This window comes from Blautia sp. 210820-DFI.6.14, from assembly GCF_020558815.1.
In the GTDB taxonomy this organism is placed as follows: Bacteria; Bacillota; Clostridia; order Lachnospirales; family Lachnospiraceae; genus Blautia_A; species Blautia_A obeum.
This window is the reverse complement of sequence record NZ_JAJCKS010000011.1, coordinates 1-20,315: the sequence shown is the minus strand read 5'-3', so window position 1 is coordinate 20,315 and position 20,315 is coordinate 1. Positions and strand designations below refer to the sequence as shown.

Annotated in this window: 15 protein-coding genes and 1 tRNA gene; all 16 read right to left on the bottom strand. The window is 42.4% G+C overall.

Features of this window, described 5'->3' with window-relative positions:
• Positions 1-48: 48 nt before the first annotated feature.
• Complete coding sequence (locus tag LI112_RS09770; RefSeq protein ID WP_055056298.1) at positions 49-1,560, bottom strand: CoA-transferase; 1,512 nt, start codon at positions 1,558-1,560, stop codon at positions 49-51.
• Between the two features lie 204 nt (positions 1,561-1,764).
• Positions 1,765-3,573, bottom strand: a complete 1,809-nt coding sequence (locus LI112_RS09765) for a Na/Pi cotransporter family protein (protein ID WP_005424740.1) — start codon at positions 3,571-3,573, stop codon at positions 1,765-1,767.
• 278 nt (positions 3,574-3,851) lie between these two features.
• Positions 3,852-4,820, bottom strand: coding sequence for a hypothetical protein (locus LI112_RS09760; RefSeq protein WP_005424739.1), 969 nt, complete (start codon positions 4,818-4,820; stop codon positions 3,852-3,854).
• A 127-nt stretch (positions 4,821-4,947) separates the two neighbouring features.
• A complete protein-coding gene (locus tag LI112_RS09755) occupies positions 4,948-6,321 on the bottom strand; it encodes a fibronectin type III domain-containing protein (protein WP_173904312.1) in 1,374 nt (457 codons plus the stop codon).
• A gap of 117 nt (positions 6,322-6,438) precedes the next feature.
• Positions 6,439-7,611, bottom strand: coding sequence for a S41 family peptidase (locus tag LI112_RS09750; RefSeq protein WP_173904311.1), 1,173 nt, complete (start codon positions 7,609-7,611; stop codon positions 6,439-6,441).
• A 156-nt stretch (positions 7,612-7,767) separates the two neighbouring features.
• Positions 7,768-8,673, bottom strand: coding sequence for a permease-like cell division protein FtsX (gene ftsX / locus LI112_RS09745; protein WP_117592769.1), 906 nt, complete (start codon positions 8,671-8,673; stop codon positions 7,768-7,770).
• Positions 8,663-9,346 carry a cell division ATP-binding protein FtsE gene (gene ftsE / locus LI112_RS09740; RefSeq protein WP_044925660.1) on the bottom strand — a complete coding sequence of 228 codons (684 nt, stop codon included), beginning with the start codon at positions 9,344-9,346 and terminating at the stop codon, positions 8,663-8,665. Before ftsE ends, ftsX begins: the two co-directional genes overlap by 11 nt.
• Positions 9,347-9,574: 228 nt before the next feature.
• The gene (locus LI112_RS09735) at positions 9,575-10,663 is read right to left on the bottom strand and encodes a CdaR family transcriptional regulator (RefSeq protein ID WP_005424730.1); all 1,089 of its coding nucleotides are present in this window, start codon (positions 10,661-10,663) and stop codon (positions 9,575-9,577) included.
• A gap of 142 nt (positions 10,664-10,805) precedes the next feature.
• Positions 10,806-11,669, bottom strand: coding sequence for a YitT family protein (locus LI112_RS09730; protein ID WP_055065964.1), 864 nt, complete (start codon positions 11,667-11,669; stop codon positions 10,806-10,808).
• Positions 11,670-11,773: 104 nt separating this feature from the next.
• Positions 11,774-12,175, bottom strand: a complete 402-nt coding sequence (locus LI112_RS09725; RefSeq protein ID WP_227190644.1) for a PqqD family protein — start codon at positions 12,173-12,175, stop codon at positions 11,774-11,776.
• Positions 12,154-14,052, bottom strand: a complete 1,899-nt coding sequence (locus LI112_RS09720; RefSeq protein ID WP_005424727.1) for an OPT family oligopeptide transporter — start codon at positions 14,050-14,052, stop codon at positions 12,154-12,156. The genes LI112_RS09725 and LI112_RS09720 overlap by 22 nt, the downstream gene beginning before the upstream one ends.
• 149 nt (positions 14,053-14,201) lie before the next feature.
• Entirely contained in the window at positions 14,202-15,995 is a 1,794-nt protein-coding gene (locus LI112_RS09715; protein WP_171030245.1) for a nitric oxide reductase activation protein, read from the bottom strand.
• Positions 15,988-16,905 carry an AAA family ATPase gene (locus LI112_RS09710; protein ID WP_117592765.1) on the bottom strand — a complete coding sequence of 306 codons (918 nt, stop codon included), beginning with the start codon at positions 16,903-16,905 and terminating at the stop codon, positions 15,988-15,990. The genes LI112_RS09715 and LI112_RS09710 overlap by 8 nt, the downstream gene beginning before the upstream one ends.
• 20 nt (positions 16,906-16,925) lie before the next feature.
• On the bottom strand, positions 16,926-19,040 hold the full coding sequence (locus LI112_RS09705) for a glutamine synthetase III (RefSeq protein ID WP_005424721.1): 2,115 nt from the start codon (positions 19,038-19,040) through the stop codon (positions 16,926-16,928).
• Between the two features lie 56 nt (positions 19,041-19,096).
• Positions 19,097-20,002 carry a diacylglycerol kinase family protein gene (locus LI112_RS09700; protein ID WP_022388140.1) on the bottom strand — a complete coding sequence of 302 codons (906 nt, stop codon included), beginning with the start codon at positions 20,000-20,002 and terminating at the stop codon, positions 19,097-19,099.
• Between the two features lie 160 nt (positions 20,003-20,162).
• A tRNA-Met gene (locus LI112_RS09695) sits at positions 20,163-20,236 on the bottom strand.
• Positions 20,237-20,315 lie beyond the last annotated feature (79 nt).

Here is a 20,315-nt window from a genome sequence, read left to right as displayed (position 1 = left end):
ATAAAAATCGCCGCAAATCAAACATTTGTTCTTCACTGTTTCATTATCTCAGACTTCTACCTCAAATGGCAGCCTGTCTATAATATCTTTCTTCATATCCACACCCGGATACACTTCGATTAATTTCAGACCTTTCGGAGTAAGGCGGAAAACACAACGTTCTGTCACATATAGAACTTTCTGACCGTTTTCAATCGCACGTTTTGCTGAGAAACTGACGCTGGAGACTTTCTCTACGAATTTGGATATCTCGCCTTCTTTGTGAATCGTCACGACGCCTTTCTCCTGGGTGACTTCAAGTCCTTTGGCGTTGAATGTCATACAGAAAACAACTGTCGGAGTTTTGGCGGTGATATTGGCAAAACCGCCAATACCCGCAAATGCTCCTGTGCCTCTGTGTGCATTGATATTTCCATATTTGTCAACTTCCAGTGCACCCATAAAACAGACATCCAGTCCACCATTGTCATACAGGTCAAACTGGTTTGCCATATCATAAACCGAGGCCGCACCGATCATAGCTCCAAATGCCTCACCCGAAACAGGAAAACCTCCTATTCCGCCGGACTCTACTGTAAGTGTGATCATATCCAGCATTCCACTTTTTCTGGCAAATCTGGCAACTGTCTCCGGTATTCCAATTCCGATATTTACGATATCGTCCACTCGTAGTTCCTTTGCTGCTCTTTTTCCGATGATGTTTGCCGGAATATTGTTTTTTCGCTGTTTCTGAGAAAGATCATTGATTTTCTCATTCCAGGTATGCCATTCTTTATATGGGATCTCGAAGCTTCCGGTAAGTGCCATATACGCTTCGTTACGCTCTTGCGGTTCTGCCACAACGATTGCATCGACCAGACATCCCGGAATAATGGCATTACGCGGACGAGACGGTGTATCTACAAGACGATCCACCTGCACAATGACTTTTCCACGATTTGCCTTAACAGCCTGACAGATGGACAGTGCATCGCCAGACATAAACATATCATCAAATGTAATATTTCCTTTTCTGTCTGCAGCCGTTCCCTTGATCATGGCTATCGTGATCTTTGGCAATTTATAATAAAGAAATTCATCTCCGTCTACTTCCACATGCTTGACCAGCGAATCATCAATCGAAATACGATTAATTCCAGGTCCTTCTCTTCGTGGATCAACAAAAATATCCAGTCCAACCTTCGATAAAGCTCCCGGAAGTCCCCCCGCCTGTGCACGGATTGCATGAGAAATGCATCCAAGCGGCAGGTTATATGCCTCAAATCTATCTTCCAGTACCAGTTTCTTGGTACTCATCATCGCTCCAAAATGGCCACAGATCAGCTTGTCCACCGCACCTTCACGGATATATCCTTCCGCATTGTGTTCGTCATCCCAAACGCCGAAACCAGCGCTGGATACGATTGTCAGATGCGTCGGCGACTGCATTTTCTGGTATCTTCGATACAATGCCTCATGAAGTTCCGTCGGGTTTTCGATTCCTACAAATGAATTCACGCAGATACAGTCCCCGTCCCTGATCAGGCGAATAGCTTCATCTGCACTCATGATCTCATACATACTGTGTTCTCTCTTTCAAATTTCTCTTTTGTATACAGCTTCATAAAAGCTTCTTTCACCTGTCGAAGCCAATGTCACCTTTTATAAACTAACTACAAAAGTTTTTTGCTCAGTATAGCATATCCATAAATATATATCCATACAAAAAAATTACAGAGCATTTCTAATCCTGCTCTGTAATTTCTGTTTACTCTGTTATTTTTATTATTCTACCTCTTCCGGTTCCATGCTTAAAACATGTTCAGCATTAGCAATCACATCATACTTCTGTCTGTACTCATTGAAATATGTGTAATACTCCCAGCTGTCTGTCGGATAGATCTTGGAATCATGGATATGCGGATCCGCATCTGTATCACCGCTCTTTAAGAGTGCGGTCATTGCGCTTGCGCTGTGCGCTGCAATACGGCCAAAGCTGTTCAGGATGTCGTTAAAAACGGTTCCTTCCTCAAGTCCGCATTCTCCCTTACTGAGACGTTCTACATGGTGCATCTTTAACTCGTCACAAAGGTTTGTGATCACAGCCCCTAAAGGTGCAACTCTCTGAGCTGCTTCCTTGTCATCTTTCATAAATGCATTACAGGTGACATTGATCTCCTCTCGAACTGCCTCCATAACGATATTCAGTTCATCCCAGGCTGCCTGAGAAAACTGTGTATGATTATCATGCATTTCATTTGCCATATGTGCAATATAGGAAGCATGGTCACCAATTCTCTCAAAGTCATTGATCGTATGCAGATACAGAGAAACCTGTGTTGTTTGTGCTGTATTCATCTCACGTTTGGTAAGCTGAATCAGATATTCTCCCAGACGGCTCTCATACTTGTCGATCAGATCTTCTTTACGTTGAACCTTATCGTACTTATCCTGCTGATAATCATTCAGAAGATTCATGGCTCTGTTGACATTCTTGCGAAGTTTTTTGGACATGCCGTTCATCGCACGGTGACACTGAGCAATTGCAAGTGCCGGGTAATTGATCAGACGTTCTTCCAGAAGATCGAAGTCTGCCTCATCCTCCAGTTCCTCTGCACTGTTTTTCACTAGCATGCACACCAGTTTTTCAAGCTTCGGAATAAATGGAAACAGAACAACAACTGTAGCTACACGGAACACGGTATTCAGTGCTGCGATCGTTACCGGGGTCATGATCATATCCATAAATCCGAAATGCACGATAGCATTTGCGGTATAGAAGATAATAGACCACAAAATCAGACCGAATAAGTCATTCATCAGATAGATGAGTGCAGTTCTCTTACCATTCTTATTAGCTCCGATTGCAGAGATCAGAACTGGACAGGCTGCTCCAACACCGATACCAAGGACGATCGGGAATGCACTGGCAAATGTCAGGATTCCTGTTACGGAAAGTGCCTGCAGTACACCGACTGTCGCAGATGCACTCTGCAATACGGCCGTGAAAGCAATACCTACCAGAATACCTGCGATCGGATTGGAAAACATCGTCAGCATGTCAATAAAGACCGGGCTTTCTCTCAACGGTGCAACAGCACCACTCATGGTCTGCATACCCGTCATCAGAATTGCGAAACCAAGCATAATGTTTCCGATATTCTTATGTACGGATCTTTTGCAGAACATACGAAGAATAATACCAATGACTGCGACTACTGCTGAAATGGTTGCAGTAGAAAGAATACTTGCAATACCACCGGAGCCCTGAATGTAGGACAGGCACAGGATCCATCCTGTAATGCTGGTTCCGATGTTTGCTCCCATGATGATACCGATCGCCTGTTTCAGTTTCATCATACCGGAGTTAACAAAACCGATGACCATAACGGTAGTTGCTGAAGAAGACTGGATAACACTGGTAACACAAGTACCAAGTGCAACTCCCTTCAGCGGAGTATTGGTCATACGGTACAGAAATGCCTCAAGCTTATTACCTGCTACAAGTTTCAGGCCGTCTCCCATCAAAGACATTCCAAACAGAAATAATGCTACTCCTGAGAGCAAAGATAAGATCATTGAAAATACTGCCATTTTTTTCTCCTCTGTGGCCGTCCCGTCAGCTCTGTATTTCTTTCGGAACAGCTCCTTCTGTAAAGTATTTTTTTACATTTTCTTAACTTTGTTTTTTCTTATTTTTAACCTCATACATATTTATTATGCCATATCAATGACTCGATTACAATATTTGATTCCTTTGTATTTAAAAAAAATTATCTTTTCCACTGCGAAATGCTCTGCCTTCCCGTCTGTGAAAAAAGAGAGAGCACTGAATACTCTCTCTTTCGCTATCCTTATTTATCTGTTCTTCTTTATCTTATAAAAATACCATCTGCACCCATATAAGCACCATCCGGACAGATTTCTTCCTGCACATTTTTTCTTATTTCAGCTACCGCAGAATAATCTTCTTCCATCAGACAGTTCAATAATTTTCTGGAAATTCCAATACATATCTTTCTTTCATCCGGTTCTCTGTAATTTTCTGTAAAATATGGCACTTCCAGTGATACTTCCGCATAGAGATCATGTAATCTGAGGTTGCTGCCTTTATCCAGAAAAAGTTCACAGATTGGTTCATAATATGCCTTATAAAAATCCTCCTCAGTGAACTTCAACTGTTCCCCTTCTGTATTGCCTTCCGGTTCTCTCAATATTCCGCAGAGATAGCCATGATCATAATAGGTCATGCAGACTGCCGCCGGATCCGGGCGCACCCCATTTACAGTGCCAATTGCCTTCAGCTGGTCAGCACCTTTCTTCAGAGCCTGCTCTCTGTAGTTGCTTCCACCTTTTGCTTCCCAGACATTCCAGGCATCAGCATCCGGTCTGTAGCCTATCATCTCTGGGCGCCATTCACTGGCAAAAAAATCAATAAATTCTTTGTGATCCGGTGTCTCAATCAGATTCAGATTTGTCAGGTACTCAGATCCATACAGTCGGCGACTGATCATCTTTGTAAAAAACATTCCCATATAGTAGGAAATCACACTCTTTTCAGAAGAATCCAGATATGCGATCTTCTTTGATTTTTTCAGGCGGTCTCCCTCTGCATCAAGAGCTGTTTCTACAAGAAAAAGTTTGTATAAGAATTCAAAACGTTTCTTCTCCGGAAATGCAGCTGTCAGTCTCTGGATCGGCATTCCACAGGTAACAATTGCATGTAATAACTCTTTGTTTGTAAATTCCAATTCTATCGTATTATTTGTTAATCCGCTGTCACGATTGACAGATTCCGTCTCCAGTGACATGGTATAGATCTTATCTTCAGTTAAAATCATTTCTTTTCTCCCTGCATTCTGCAAAAATTCTACATCATTATAACATTTTACACTTGCCATACGCAATGGATTTTCACAAAAAGAAAGGGCTGATCTCTCATGCGAGATCAGCCTTAATGTATTCTTATTATTTCATGTATGTCAGCAGCCACTGATATACTTTTGCCTGCCTTGTCTTATATGTACCTACCTGTCCACCGGAATCTGTGGCAAGTGCTCTGTACACATTGATCAGATTAACCGGCTTTGCAGTTTTTCCAAGGACTCGCGTAACAGCTCCGTATCCACCTTGATGACGGATGTTGATAAACATCCCTACAGCCTGTGGATCCGATACACCAAGTTTCCGTACTTCTGCTTCATATTCGTCGATCTGCTGATACATCAGCTGGTCCTGACATTTGATTCCAACATCTGTCTGAAGCAGTTTTACAATAACTCTTGCTCTCCAGGAGCTTTTGGGAATTCGATATTTTGTCCAGTCTTCATTACATATAGCTGTCCATACATAATGATTTCCTGTATCGATCTTATTCCACTCATCCTCTCCCATCGTTGCATGAATCAGTTTCAGAAGACGCTGCGCTTCTGTACCATACCACTGACCTGCACCAATTGTGATCGCATACTCTGTACTGCTGTTTGTAAAAGCCTCTGTGAAATCACCATATTTCTGATTTCCATAAACCTGTCCACCTGTTTCCACCGCATAGAGGATTTTTTTCATGACATCCTTCTGTGCTGCAGTAAACCTGGTATTTGACATAACACTACTGTTTGATGTGTTGCCTGACGGCGTAACCTTGGGTGCCGCTGGCGTTGATGCTTTATTACTCAGCTTCACGGCTGACATATATTTTACATTACCGCCTTTTTTATATGGGCGTACTGTATACACATATTTCGTACTTGCATTCAAGCCTGTATCTGTATATGAAGTCAGATTTTTGGCCACATCAGCAACCAGAACCCATTTTCCGGCAGCAGGTCTTCTGTAAATACGGTAACCATCTGCTCTCGAGCTCTTCTTCCATGTCACTTTCATCGTTGAACTGGAAGCTGCCTTGATCGTTGTCTTCACGGTTGCAGGACGTGTAGCACCTGTTACCATAAGATATCTGCTGTATACATATTTCCCATTTTCCTTACGTATCGCACGCACTGCATACTGATACGGTTTGCTTGAGGTCAGTCTTTTATCAATGTAGCTTGTCCTGCTGGCGCTGACTTTCTTTATTCTTCTGAATGCTTTTCTTGTAGATTCTCTTCTGTAGATCACATATTCCTGTGCAAGCGGGCATTTCTCCCAGCTGATCTTAAGTGCTGTATTGCTGGAAGCTTTTATCTCTGCCTTCTCGGTAACTGCACTGATGCTTGAAACAGTGGCACTGTCTGTCGTATCTGCACTTACCGGAATGTCTGTTACAAATAATGCAGCCAGTAGCATAAGAAGTGTCAGGACTCTGGCAAAGTCTCTTTTGTACTTGTCTGTGTTATTCATGAAATCATTCCCTTCCTTATACAAAATAGCCTTTATATATTTTAAGAAATAATTGAATAAAAAGCAAGTATTTTTTACATTTTTTTTAAATTTGTTAATTTTATCTTACGTGCTGATCTATTGCAGCGTTTTTAAAGCCTCCTGCAGCTGGTTATCCTCCTCATGACTGATTTCCGTCTTATTCAACAGTTCTGATGCAAGTTTGACCTCGATATCCGGCTTGATTCCTACTTTATTAATAGAATTTCCTTTTGGTGTATAATAGTTTGAAACAGTAAGTTTCACTGCGCTTCCATCACGAAGCTGTCTCAGCTCCTGCACAACGCCTTTTCCATAAGTTGTTGTTCCGACAATCTTTCCGATCTCATAATCCTGGACCGCACCGGCAAAAATTTCCGAAGCACTGGCACTGCTCTCATTGACAAGAACAGCCAATGGCATATGGAGTTCATTTTTGCCATCACAAGTCTCTTCTTCCCGATTTCCATCCTTATCCTCAGTATAAACAATCAGTCCTTCTGGAAGAATATCCCGCAATATCTCACATACTGACGTCAGAAGTCCACCTGGATTATCACGAAGATCTACTACCAGTTTCTGCATTCCTTTCTGTTTTAGATCCACAAAAGCATCTTTATACTGCTGTGGTGCAATGCCTGTGAACTGCGTGATCTGGATATATCCGGTCTCATCATCCAGCATTTCACTGAATACGGCCGGAAGTTCCACATCTGTTACTTCTACAGTGATCTGAAGAGGTGTCTCCTCATCTTCCCTCTGGACGGTCAGAACAATGTTTTTGTCTTTATTTTCTTTGATCAGGCTGACTACCTCAGAGAGTTCCATATCCGTAACATCGGTATCGTCAATCGCAGTGATCACATCTCCTACGATCAGTCCGGCTTTCTTTCCCGAACCGCCCTCGTAGCACTCTGCAATCTGTACGCCACCATTTTTATTTTTCTGGATAGATACCCCTATTCCTACATAAGAGCCATCTGTTGTTGCGGTCTCCTGCGCATATTCCTCCGCTGTATAATATCTGGAATACACATCTCCCAGGCCATAAATCAGTCCTGCATAAATTCCCTCTGCCAGTTTATCTTGATCAACATCCCCCAGATATTCCTGATCGATCAGTTTCTCCAGATATTCTACTTTTTCTACGTGCGCTGAATCCGCCAGAACACTCCCACTTTGATTCTGATGTACATAGTTTAACCCACCTGCTGCAAGTGCAGCAGCCAAAACTCCTGTCACAACTCCTGTCACGTATTCTTTATGCTTCATTACGACTGCCTTTCCTGTTGTATTGTTAATTTTCGTGCCTTTAACCCTGGTATCTAAATATAACATAAGCGGCACAGAACTTAAAGTCCCATGCCGCTTTTCTTTTATTTACTTATATGCTCCCTGATGGTTATTTCACACCTTGCACTTTCACAATTACACTCTCAGATGTTTTCTTGTTGTCATCATACTTCCAATGAAACCAATGCCAATTCCAAGAGCAAGTCCAATCGGAAGAAGTATCTGATAAATCTGCCATACCGGAATAAAAGCAACCACACCTGTAAGCACACTGAATTTATTCAGGATATACTCAACAACACTATTGTACAGGAAATACAGTGCTACCAGTGGAATCGCTGCACCGATCACTCCAAGGACCATACCTTCAAGAAGGAACGGTGCACGGACAAATGCATCCGTTGCTCCAATGTATTTCATAATTCCAATTTCTTCTTTACGAACAGAAATACCAACAGAAATGGTATTACTGATCAGGAAAATAGAAATGATCAGAAGGAGCGCAATGATCACGATCGATGCATAGGAAACCAGCTTGTTAAAGCTTCCCAGCGTATTTGCTGCCTGTTCAGACTGCTCAACATCTCGCACATGCTCCAACCCCTGAATATAGTTTACTAACTCTGTCTGTTTCTCGATCTGGTTCAGGTATACATGATAGTTTGAAGAATTGACAAGCGGGTTGTCATCCTTAAATCCTTCTGCCGCATCAGATCCCTGGAAATATTTATCCTTAAAGTTCTCCCATGCCTGCTCTGCTGATTCAAACTCAACTCGTTCCACTTCCGGACGTGCCTGGATCAGATTGCCGACTTCCTGCATCTGTTCTTCAGTCGTTCCCTCATCAAAAAAAACAGTGACTGGAACTTCCTGCTCTACTTTCTGTGCAATATTATCTACATTTGTTACCAGTGAATAAAATACACCTACCAGAAAGATACAGGCTGCCATGGTCAGAATAGATGCAATGGAAAACATCCAGTTTCTTTTTATATTTTTGATACCCTGTTTGAGGGTATACCAGATTGTACTAGGCCTCATGATATCCTCCTTCTTTCTCATCACTGATGATCACGCCGTCATGCATGGTAACCACTCGTTTCTTCATCTGATTAACGATTTCTTTGTTATGTGTTACCACAAGCACAGTCGTACCACGCTCATTGATCTGTTCCAGAAGCTTCATGATTTCTTCAGAAGTCTTCGGATCCAGGTTTCCGGTCGGCTCGTCAGCCAGAAGGATATCCGGACGATTTACAAGTGCCCTGGCAAGCGCCACTCTTTGCTGCTCACCACCAGAAAGCTCATCCGGGAAGGATTTGTATTTTTCAGCAAGTCCTACTTCCTGAAGGACCTCCGGGACACGTCTGCGGATCACTCGCGTTGGTCTCCCGATAACACGCTGTGCAAATGCAACGTTTTCGTATACATTGCGGTCTTTCAGAAGACGGAAGTCCTGAAATACTACACCAAGCTTACGACGGTATTTCGCAACTCGACGATGTTTCATCTTCTCCAGACGCTCACCGCTGACTATCATCTGTCCACTTGTACTATCAAGTTCTTTCATAAGAAGTTTGATCAGTGTAGATTTTCCTGACCCACTGCTTCCTACTACAAAAACAAATTCTCCTTTATCTACGTGCAAATTAGCATGGTTCACAGCCGGAAGGCCTTTACCATACGATTTTGTCACATCAATCAGATCGATCATCGTTTCCATAATATCCTCCTCTATCTATATCCGGTCCAAAAGTGCTGCAACTGCCTAAAACAAATATGTCTCTCTGGACTCCATAAAAAATGCTGCCAGAATCCCGGCAGCATTTCATTGCATCCTGCGGTATAGTTTATTAACATTTCGTAACAATGTTGTAACATATATTATGCTGGAATGCAAGCATTTTTATTGAATTCACAAAATTTTCATATCGACGTGCGATCAATATTCAAGCGTTTCCATGTACTTCATATAACGTACGACCATCAGTGCGATCTTGAATGTAATCGCATCTTCAAATACACGAAGATCCAATCCGGTACTCTTCTGTAACTTATCCAGACGATAGACCAGTGTATTTCTGTGGATATATAACTGTCTGGATGTTTCTGAAACATTCAGGCTGTTCTCAAAGAATTTGTCAATAGTAACCAGTGTTTCTTCGTCAAAATCATCTGGCGATTTATTCTCAAAAATTTCTTTGATAAACATTTTGCACAGCGGAATTGGAAGCTGATAGATCAGACGTCCGATTCCAAGCGAACTGTAAGCAATAACATCTTTTTCGCCAAAGAAGATCTTGCCAACATCCAGCGCCATTCTTGCCTCTTTATAGGAACGGGAAACTTCTTTCAGTTCATTTACGATCGTTCCATATGCAATATGAGTCTCTTCATTCTGGTTCAGCCCAAGGGTATCCAAAATTGCATGGGCAAGCTTATCCATCTCTGCATAACCTTCGCCATCTTCCAGTTCCTTAACAATGATGATACTCTTTTCATCGACCGCTGTGATAAAGTCTTTGCTCTTGCCGCCAAAGAAACTTTTCACACTCTCCATGGAACTGTGATCCTTTTCCTGCTGCAATTCCAGAATCATAACAACACGACGAACATCTGCATCAATATGCAGTTTCTTCGCGCGATTATAAATATCTACCAGAAGAAGGTTATCAAGAAGGAGATTCTTGATAAAGCTGTCTTTGTCAAATCTTTCTTTATATGCAACGATCAGATTCTGGATCTGAAATGCTGCAAGCTTGCCAACCATATAAGTGTCTTCATCGTCACCATGTGCCACAAGTATATATTCCAGCTGGTAGTCATCACAGACTTTAAAATACTGGAATCCCTTCACAAGCTGGCTGTCTGCCTGGGATTCCACAAATGCCTGTATATCCCCCGGCTGAATTGAAAAATCTGCAAAAGTTGTTGCAAGGACTTTCCCCTCTGTGTCAATAATGCAGAATTCTGTCCTGGATATTTCTTTTAATCCCTCTAGTGTATTCTGTAGTACCTGATTTGATATCATCTGCTTACATCCCTTCCCGCCTTTTTATGCGTATTTCTCCTTTTTCCCCATAGCTTTCCTTCGTTATCTGTTATTTTAATATAAAATTACCAAAAATGAAAGACCAAAACTTAATTTTTTTGCATTTTTTTGTATAAAATTCCTATTTTTCTATAAAACCTTCCCCATGTACCTCTCGTGCATCCCCAACAATGACAAAAGCATTCTCATCAATTTCATCAATTTTCTCTTTCAAATGTACCAGTTCCTTCTTTCCGACTACGCAGAACAGCATCAGCTTGTCCTCACCGGAATACATCCCTTTTGCAGAAATACCGGTAATTCCACGATCCAGATCTTCCATGACCATTCTGGAAACCTCATCCGGTTTGTCCGTAATAATATAAACAGATTTGGAGAACTTCAAACCTTCAATGATACCATCCGACACTTTTGTAACAAGAAATACTGCAATGATCGCGTAAAGAGCACGTTCCACACCAAACACATACATACCCACAACAACTATCGCACCATCTATAAACTGCATGATCTGTGCAATAGAATAATGTCGCAGATATTTCTGGATGATTGCAGCCAGCATATCTGTTCCGCCAGTCGTTCCACCACCGAGAAATACAAATCCAATTCCAATTCCCTGCAGAAGACCGCCATATAACGCGACAAGGAGAAAATCTTCAGACAGTTTCCAGGCAGGAAGAATGGCAAGCCATATTGTAAGTGAAATATCTCCCAGCAGTGCTTTCCTTACAAAAGCAAAACCTTTTATTTTAGTAGCGAGAAGAAACAATGGAACATTCAGAATCAGGTTTGTTATCCAGAGTGGAATTCCATTTCCATACAAACCTTTTGTCCAGGCCTTTACCAGAATTGCAATACCAGAGAAGCCACCGGTTACCATTCCTGCTGCATCAAAACAGGAAGTGATCGCGGTTCCCATAAGTCCGGTTCCGACAATAATAAGAAGATATTCCAGATACCAGGGTTTTTTTCCAGCAATTTTCATAAGTACTCCTTTCTCTGTTGCTATATCTCTATATCTTAATAAAGTATCCCTTAACCTAAAAGAACGGGATACAGCGATTCGCTGCTTCCCGTTCTTAGTCTGCCCTATTTGGAAGGCATATTTGCAAATTTAATAAAATGATAGCTCTCAACAATCTGGAAATATTTGATAATTCTTGGATAAAGCGGTTCTGCCGCTTCACCAAATTCTTCTTTTACCAGCGCCGCGATATCGGTCACCGTACGTTTTCCATCGATCAGAGGCCAGATAAAAGTACCCTGAGCATCCAGATGCACCTTGGTGTACTGCGGTTTGTTGAATACAGTCTGTGCAATCTTGTTGAACCATCCTGTATTTTCCACATCCAGAATCACGCGTCCCTTGATATCCTTGTGCCAGTGAAGCTCTTCTGATCTGACTGGAATTAAATCCAGATAATTAATCTCTATCTTTTGTTTTTTGCTTTTTTTACTCTGTTTTTTCATCAGGCTTTTTTCTTTTTCCATAAGGAGAATTTCAGCAGTGTCAGGATCATGATAATCATGAGAACAACACCACCGATGTTGCCAAAGTTAACAACTCCGGATACATCCAGGCTGATACCAGCAACTGCAAGGATAGCAAGTGCGATACCTACCAGACCTTCTCCGGCGATCATACCAGCACAGTACAGTGTACCATCTGTAACCTGATCGTTCTTTGTTTTTTCATCAACGTTCTTTCTGCCATCCATAAACATACGAACAACACCACCGATCATGATGGTTGCATTCAGATAAATTGGAAGGTAAAGACCGATTGCAAATGGCATTACCGGAATTCTTAAGATTTCCATACCAATTGCAAGGAATACACCGATGAATACAAGTGCCCACGGAAGATTTCCACCCATGATACCTTCAACGATCATCTTCATCAGACCTGCCTGAGGAGCCGGAACTTCTGCTCCACCATATCCCCATGCTGCATCCAGAAGATACAGAACACCACCGATTGCAAGACCGGAAGCAACAACACCGATCAGCTCACCGATCTGCTGTGTCTTAGGAGTTGCACCAAGAAGGTATCCTGTCTTAAGGTCCTGAGAAGTATCACCGGCGATTGCTGCAATGATACAGATAACAGAACCAATTGCGATTGCTGCTTTCATACCATCGATTCCAGTCTGTCCGCTGCTCTTGATCACAATTGTAGAGATCAGAAGTGTAGCGATTGCCATACCAGAAACCGGGTTGTTAGAGCTACCGATCATACCTACCATACGGGAAGATACAGTTGCAAAGAAGAATCCGAAGATTACGATAAGGAGTGCTCCAAGCGGATTAACCGGAATAGCCGGTACTGCCCAGATAATAACTACCATTGCAACGATACCGATCAGAATGAAATTCATCGGAAGATCTCTGTCTGTTCTTGCAGTTCCTTTTACGGATCCGCCCTTCATGCTCTTCATGGAATCACGGAATGTGCTGATGATCAGTGGCATGGATTTGATCAGGGAAATGATACCACCTGTAGCGATGGCACCTGCTCCGATATATTTAACATATTTGCTCCAGATTGCTGCCGCACCGCCAGCCGCATACAGCTGTGAAATAGTCACACCCGGATCAGCCGGATACAGCCATGTGTCTGGTCCGAACAGACAAATCATCGGAATGATCACGAGCCATCCGACAATGGAACCTACGAACATGAAAGATGCTACACGTGGTCCTACGATATAACCAACACCAAGAAGTGCCGGATATACTTCCATACCAATCTCACCCTTAAGGGATGTAAATGCTGCAGAAACGTCTGCCGGGATAACCTTCAGACCGTCAACAACAAATTTGAAGACTGCTGCAAGTCCCATACCGGAAAATACAGTAGAAGCGTTTGCGCCGCCCTCTTCACCTGCAAGAAGTACGTCTGCACATGCAGTTCCTTCCGGATAAAGAAGTGTCGCATGCTCTTTAACAATAAGAGCGTTACGAAGCGGTACCATGAAAAGTACACCAAGGACACCACCGCAAAGTGCGATCAGAGTGATCTCAACCAGACTCGGTTTATCACAGAGACCTTCTTCTGCCCATAAAAAAAGAGCAGGCATTGTAAAAATAGCACCTGCTGCAAGTGACTCACCGGCAGAACCGATCGTCTGCACCAGGTTGCTCTCCAGAATGGAGTTTTTCTTCATGATGACACGGATAACACCCATAGAAATAACTGCTGCCGGAATGGATGCGGAAACAGTCATACCGACACGAAGTCCGAGGTATGCGTTAGCTGCACCGAATACGATAGCAAGGATGACACCCATGATCACAGATGTTACCGTCATTTCTGCGGTTACTTTTTCAGCAGGAATATACGGTTTGAACTCTTTGTTTTCGTTCATTGATTTCCTCTCCCTTATTTTTTTTGGTCTATTAACCTCATACCATTATAACCGACTTCATGTTGATTATCAAGGGCGATTTTATGAATTTTTTATATTTTCGTTCGTTTTATTTAACACTTTTTGGAAATGTTGCACATTTTTGTCTATTATCCATCAATTTCCAGTTGTTTTGTCAGATATCTGCCGACAATTTTCGAAAAGTTCGCAATATCACGGATGTAAGCAAAATCCTTACCAAATATCTTTTTTTCCGTTGCGAGATCTTTTTCCTCTCCTGCGAATACCCCCAGAACACTGACATCAAGATTACGCAGACGCCGCACTTCTGTTGCTGTATCCGCGATTGCAGCCTTTCCCTGATAAGGCTCCGGATTTTTTGCATTCGGTCGGTTTATGATCACATCATATGGACGTCCATCACTCAAAATGATCATAATCTTCTTTTCTTCTTCTCTTTGAAGGAGATCATATCCGGCAGTCCTTATGGCCAATCCGTCACGATTGTTCGAAGACGTAACATAATTAAAGATGTTATCATTCTCTGACCGCGGATCATCGTATCTGCGAAACCGATGCATGATCGTATAATCCCAGAAGGTACAAAAGCTCATCACCCGATACGGAATATCAACATTACTCAGTGCCTCGCTGATAATATAAGCCTGCAGTGCCACATCACCCTGCCGCTTCATCTGTGATCCGCTCGCATCGATCAGAACATCCACAACAAAATCCGATATTTCTCCTTTCAGTTCCTGTTGAAACAGTTTTGCATCATTAGTCCGGCCAATCCGCCACAATCTGGAAGGTACGATCATTCCACGATCCGAAAGAACAGTCTGTGTCTCACTTCTGAGTACCAGAGATTTCCGGAGTGTTTCTGTCAGGACAGTAATATTATGTTTCACGATCCTGTGTTTGTCATGATAAAGCCAGATATTTTTGTTTCGCAATCGTTTTGCATACTCGTACTGATAATTGCTTTTTACCGGATTTTTGAGAATTCCCTCCGTAAAGTACAGACTGCAGTCACTGTGAATTCCCCGGCACATCTGATAATTGATCTTCTTCTCTTCTGCTTCACTTAAATAAGACTTTCCATAATTTAATTCCACATATGTGTAAGCTTTCTCCAACATCTCCGGAGTAACTACTTTGACCGAACGCTTCTTTTGACGTTTTTCTTCCATTTCTTCTGTAACTGCAGAATTTTCAAGGCCGGAAACAGAATTTGTCAGCTGCTCTGCATAACTTTCCAGTACCTCTTCATACATTTCCTCTGAAAGAAAATCCTCCCAGGAATATTCCGTAAGATCTTCCATCGTCACTGCAAGCACCTGTTCCAGTGTCCCATGCATACTTTCAAAATTCGGATCCATTAATCGATTATACAGTTCATCGATCACACGGATCAGTTCCAGTGTATCTGTACTGTTACCAGCTCTCTCTATCAACTCCATAAATGGCTGTAATTTTTTCTCCACATGCCATTCTCCGTTGTTCAGTCTTCTGCGGAGCACTGCAACTTTCAATCTTCCCGGAATATCTCTAAGATCCGGCAGTATATCAAATTCCTGTTCCAGAATATCCTCCATACACTGTCTCTGCATATCACGGATACCCGGCCGTTCTTCACAGATCTTGTCTCCTATAGCCTCTTCAATACAGAGCTGTGCCACAAACGTCAGCTCATTCTCTCCTGCCTGAAGAAATATTTTTTTAACAAGATAAAGCCCGAGCATATCCTTATCATAATATCTGGCAAGAGCGCCCTGCTTGATTCCATCATACAGTGCAATTGCCTTTGATCTGAGAAAAAGCGATACGTCAGGCTTCATATCCAGTTGGTAATCTCCGCTTACTGTCCACAACAGATTACGGATCCTATTCTCCAGTTCCAGGCGATATTCATCAATTTCAACTGGTTCTGTATTATTCATATACATCTTCTCTGGTCCATTCCGATGGAATTCTGGTACTTACCACATCTTCTACGATTTCTTTTTCGAATACATCAAACGTTTTGTTAACTACTCCCATTCGGACAGCTTTTGCCGGGGAAAGTCCCACATCCACGATTTTCATTGCCGCAAGGAGTCCTCGAAGATCCAATGCTTTTGTTGAAATTTCACTGTTCAGTGCCTTCAGCTGCAAGTCCAGAAACAATCCAACAAACTGCTCTACCGCACTTTCTCTGGCATTTGGGAACATCTGATGAAAAATAAATCCCAGCGTTTCTTCCGTCTGTGCCGGCATGTCGATAACCAAAAATCTGGATACAAGTGCTTCATTTAATTCTTTTGTTCCTGCATACCCATAATTCATCGTACCGATAAATCTTGCTGCAGGATGAAGATCGATCTTGTCATATCCCGGAACATCAATAGAACGCCGATAGTCCAGCGTTGCATGAAGAACAGAGACTGCATCATTTTTTGCCATATTGATCTCATCAAGGATTCCAAACCCGCCATATTCTGCACACCGGTAAATGCTTCCCTTTCGAAGCTTTACTTCATTATCCTCAAAAGTGTCCGTACCGATCAGATCCCCACTGTTTGTATTGACGTGAAAAGAAATATTATAAGAAGGCCGGTTAAATATATATGCCAGATTTTCTGCCAGAATATTTTTGCCGGTGGCTTTTGGTCCGGTCAGAAGCAGATTCTGTCCCTGCAGGATCCCTGCAATGGCCATCTCCAGAATATCTTTTCCATAAAATGGAATTGCAGGTTTGATAATTCTGTTTTTCACCTCATCAGAAACGGGATATACTTCCCGAAACTTTACAATTTTATTTATTAAAGAGGAGGAGACACCCTGCTCCTCCAGAAATTTCAATTCATTCACTTAAATTTCTCCTTTGAAGATCACACTTCAAAAATCAGATCGCCATAAGACGGCATCGGCCACATTTCTTTGTCCACCAGCATTTCCAGTTCATCCACCGGTGTACGAAGTTCTGTCATAGCCTTGCATACTTCATCTTTGCAGTACACTGCACGTTCTCTGCCTTCCGGAATCTCCGGAACCTTTGCCACGACCTTGGACAGTCTGTTCATTGCACTGTTCGTATCCTTCAGAAGTGCCGTACATTTCTCAAGAAGATCCATCTGTACACTCACATCGATCGGGCCTGCAGCTTTCACTGCATTGATGGAACCTGCCAGAACAGTCGTATATTTGATCACTGCCGGGATAATCTGTTTCGTTGCAATATCGATCATAGTCTTCGCTTCGATATTAACCGCTTTTGCATAGATTTCATATTGAATCTCTGCACGGGATTCCAGTTCAGTCTTTGTAAAGACATGGAACTCCTCAAACAGCTTCACTGCCTTTGGTGTAGTCAGCGCCGGAATCGCATCTACCATAGACGGCAGATTCGGCAGTCCACGACGTTTTGCTTCTTCTGCCCATTCCGGTGCATAACCGTTGCCGTTGAACACGATTCTCTGATGATCAATTGCATATTCTTTGATCAGATCATGTACTGCCATATCAAAATCTTCGGCAGCTTCCAGACGATCACATGCTTCTTTGAACGCTTCTGCTGCAATCGTATTGAGTACAACGTTACATTCAGAAATAGAATCTCTGGATCCTACCATACGGAATTCAAATTTGTTTCCGGTAAACGCAAACGGTGAAGTACGGTTACGGTCTGTCGCATCTTTCATGAAATCAGGAAGAGTCTTAACACCTGTCTCCAGAAGGCTGCCTTTCTTACTGTGCGTAGCCGTTCCAGTGCTGATCAGCTGATCAAGCACATCTCCGAGCTGTTCTCCAAGGAATACGGAAATAACAGCCGGCGGAGCTTCGTTTCCGCCAAGTCTCTGATCATTTCCAACATCTGCTGCAGATTCACGCAGAAGATCTGCATGTGTATCGACAGCTTTAAGAATACATGTCAGCACAAGAAGAAACTGTATATTCTCATGTGGAGTCTTTCCTGGATCCAGCAGATTGATTCCGTCATCAGTAGTCAGTGACCAGTTATTGTGCTTACCGGAACCATTTACACCCGCAAACGGTTTCTCATGAAGCAGACAGCGCATGCCATGGCGGCTTGCTACTTTTTTAAGAATACGCATCATGATCTGGTTATGATCTGCAGCAATATTGACCGGTGCATAGATCGGCGCAAGTTCATGCTGTGCCGGAGCAACTTCATTATGCTGTGTCTTGGCTGTTACTCCAAGTTTCCAGCACTCTTCATTTACTTCTTTCATATATGCGGAAATTCTCTGACGGATAGTTCCAAGATAATGATCATCCATCTCCTGACCTTTCGGCGGCATCGCACCAAACAGAGTTCTTCCTGTATATGTAAGATCTTTTCTCTGCAGCCATTTTTCTTTATCTACAAGAAAATATTCCTGTTCAGCACCAACAGATGGTGTTACCTTCTTTGAAGTTGTATTGCCAAAAAGGCGAAGAAGACGTAAAGACTGTGTATTGATTGCTTCCATAGAACGAAGAAGCGGTGTCTTCTGATCAAGTGCTTCCCCTGTATAAGAGCAGAATGCAGTCGGGATACACAGAGTTCCGCCAGCTGCATCATGACGTACAAATGCCGGTGAAGTACAATCCCATGCCGTATAACCTCTTGCTTCAAATGTTGCTCGAAGTCCACCTGACGGGAAAGAAGACGCATCTGACTCTCCCTTGATCAGTTCTTTACCCGAAAAACTCATCAGTACTTTGCCGTTTTCCTTTGGAGCTGTGATAAAAGCATCATGCTTTTCTGCAGTTACTCCTGTCAAAGGCTGAAACCAGTGGCTGTAATGTGTGGCGCCTTTCTCGATTGCCCATTCTTTCATCTCATGAGCAACGACATCTGCTACTTCCAGAGAAAGTTCCTTTCCCTCTTCTATCGTCTTTTTCAGCTCTTTGTATACTTTTTTCGGAAGTCTTTCTTCCATGACAGCGTCATTGAATACATCACATCCGAAAAGTTCGGTTACATTCACGTAGTCTGACATCTTCTATCTCCTTTGGTTTATGCTTTGCTGTATGTTTCTCAGTTTTGATCTTATGATCATTCTTTGGTTTTGGTACTTTTTAAATAAAGGTTCAGTGCTTTATGCCTGTTTTCAATCTCCACATAAGTGTGATCACCACCAAACTCTCCGTCCAGTGTCCACGGCACTTCCTCTTCTGTCTCTATCATAAGCTTCTTTGACTTGAATGAATAGATCATGTCCGTGTTGTCCTCAGCCATCACCAGTGCAGTCATGATTTCCTGCAACTGAAGAGGATTCTTCGGATGTCTGATCAGTGTCACCTCAAAAAGCCCATCATTCATATCTACATTTTTGCCAGTAAGATTTTTAAATCCTCCAACAGATCTGGAATTTGTAATCATTCCTACGATAAAATCATCTTCTACCTGAATCTCTTCAGAGGTTACTTTCATATGGTAGGATTTGATATCGAACAGTCGTTTTACCCCTTCCAGAAGGTATGCCACATGTCCAAGAACATTTTTCAGATCCTGGTCTGTTTCATAGGATACATCTGTAAACAGACCAAAAGCAGCCACATATGCAAACGTCTGGCTGTTAAATCTTCCTATATCACAGTGATACAGTTTTTCTTCCATGATCATCTGAGCAGCCTTCACCATGCTTTTGGGCATAAAGAGACTGTTTGCAAAATCATTGGTACTTCCTGCCGGAATATATCCAATCGGTACATTACTGTTTTTCTCTGTGATTCCGGTAACTACCTCATCCAATGTACCGTCTCCTCCGCTGCACACGATCAGATCAACAGAGTCCGCATATTCTTTTGCTTTTTCATATGCATCTTTCGGTGCCTGTGTTGCGCGGATAATGACCTCATAATCATGACTGCTGAATATATCAACAATATCCAGTAAATGCATCTTAATCCTGCCTTTTCCCGCTTTTGGATTAAACACAAAGAGCATTTTCTTTGCCACGGTCTGATGTCCCCTTTCTTTTGTTTTATTACGCAATCTATATCATACAACAAATTATTGCAAATTCCTAGATGCAAATTTTTCTGTTGCTCACGCCAAAATTTTTTATGGCAGATTTGACGACAAACAAAAAAAATCCTCTGTAAAACAGAGGATAAAGTAGCGAGAGGGGGATTCGAACCCTCGACACCACGGGTATGAACCGTGTGCTCTAGCCAACTGAGCTATCTCGCCATATACAATATAAATGATACAAAATAGCGAGAGGGGGATTCGAACCCTCGACACCACGGGTATGAACCGTGTGCTCTAG